Genomic DNA, 1,767 nt, shown 5'->3' with positions numbered 1-1,767 from the left:
GGTGGGTAGACCAGCATGGCACCAATCCGTGGGAACACCCACGCCAGGGAACCGTCATCCATCTTGTCGACGCGTAAGCGTTTCTGGGTTTTTTCCTGATGATGCCGCTTACACAACGGGTGCAAATTCTCCATCACAGTCAACCCACCTGACTCAGGGTCATCATGGTTAAACGGTTCGATGTGGTCCTTTTCGCATACTCTGGCAGGTGTGGCACACCACGGGGCACTGCAATCAGGATGCCTGGCTTCAACCATGCGTTTCAGAGCTGCTGGGATGTAATACTTCGTCGGTGTGGATTCCAGGACTACCCCGGTTTCGGGGTCGGTGAACATTCGGTACACCCACTTCGCCTGCGAGATCAATCCGTCAGCAGTCTTTACGTCTAATGGCACCCGGCCATTCATCATCACCGGAACCCGCGCATCTGGGTCCACCTTGATCGGCAACCCAAAATCAAGCCCACTACCCGCACCCACAGGCGCACTTGCCCCCAGGGGCTCACCGGCTATCAGGCGTTCCGCGGTGTTCAAGAAATCTTCCGGGTTTACGGTTTCTCCACCACTCGGTGGCGCATCAGCCCCTGGTGGCGCACTGCTCCCTTGGTCCTCACAAGCTTGCTCTTCAGTTCCTTGTTTTCTGGACTCGTGGATTCTTCCGGATTGTCGATCTTCGGTTTCATATCTTCCGGAATCTTGGTTTTCGGGTCTGTGTTTGTCTGCCCCGGGGTCTTTTCCGGGTCGTTGTCTCTCAGGCCTCTGCCCCTGAGGTCTTCTCGCCGTGCCTGGTGGTGGTAGGTGCGTGAGGAAGTGAAGCACTGGGACTGTGACAGTGATACCGGCTTGGGCTTTTAACCATTCTTCTTTTTCAGGCATCGACACGCACAACTCAAGCTCGTACACGTCCTCCGCCTGCCTGGCTTCACACTTCTCAGCCCACACAGAACCACCAACACCACTGGCATCTTCCGTGCTCGGGCTATCTGGCGTGGTGTAGGTGACTTTGATGGGGGCGTGTTTACCCGTCGGGACCACGCGGACACGTAACGTGGTTGAGGGTTTAGCCCCGGTAATCAAGTCCAGGGTGAGTTGGTCCATGAGCCGGTCATCATCAACCTCAACCCGACCCAAATCACCAACCCGCACTTCAGTGGTGTCCCCATTGTTTTCGGTAATGAACAAGGCTTGTTGTTCATCCGTCAACGTGGCAGTAAAGGGTTCTATGTGGTTTGCCAGGATCGCCCTAGCAGTCCCACGCACCCGTTGGTAAAACGCTTCCATCTCCAACACCGGACCAGTAAGACTCAACGTGGCTGTCCCGTCATCATTCACCCAATACGACACACCCCGGTTACGCTTCGCGTTCTCTACCTGGGTTTCAGGAGTGGTGAGCATGGCGAGGATTTCGTTGACGTGGCGTCTAAAGGTTTTCCATGGCACGTTCACGGGTTTGTTGGTGAGCATGTCATCAAACACCGGGATACACACCCCAGCACGAACCACCCTGCCAACCGTATACAAGACCCGATCGAAGCTGACCACACCAGCCTTGGCAAGGGACCAGAGTTTGGGCATGAGCACGACCGCTGTCATGATCTTGCGTAACCGGGTTATGAGTTGGGATCGTGTGCAATCTAAAAGCTTCGCCAACACCCCTTCAGTCGGGGTTGGCAACTCATCAGCCACGCGTTCGACACTGGCCACTGTGGCCACCTCACCCGTAGGCAACACCACACACGCCACCACATCATCCACACCCACAGACCCA

The 1,767-nt window shown here is 55.9% G+C and carries 2 protein-coding genes; one reads left to right on the top strand and one right to left on the bottom strand.

Translation table 11 applies throughout. The features are described from left to right. On the bottom strand, positions 1 to 1,592 hold a 1,592-nt coding region (locus tag QP868_RS12000), incomplete at its 3' end, for an HNH endonuclease signature motif containing protein (RefSeq protein ID WP_284926789.1). Between QP868_RS12000 and QP868_RS11995 the strand changes: the two genes are divergently transcribed. After that, positions 1,573 to 1,767: hypothetical protein (locus QP868_RS11995; protein ID WP_284926788.1), on the top strand; the 195-nt coding region annotated here is incomplete at its 3' end. The two genes, QP868_RS12000 and QP868_RS11995, sit on opposite strands and share 20 nt — an antisense overlap.

The organism is Brevibacterium sp. UMB1308A (assembly GCF_030230605.1).
Taxonomy (GTDB): domain Bacteria; phylum Actinomycetota; class Actinomycetes; order Actinomycetales; family Brevibacteriaceae; genus Brevibacterium.
Note: the sequence above shows the minus strand (reverse complement) of the source record. Positions and strands in the feature narration are given on the sequence as shown.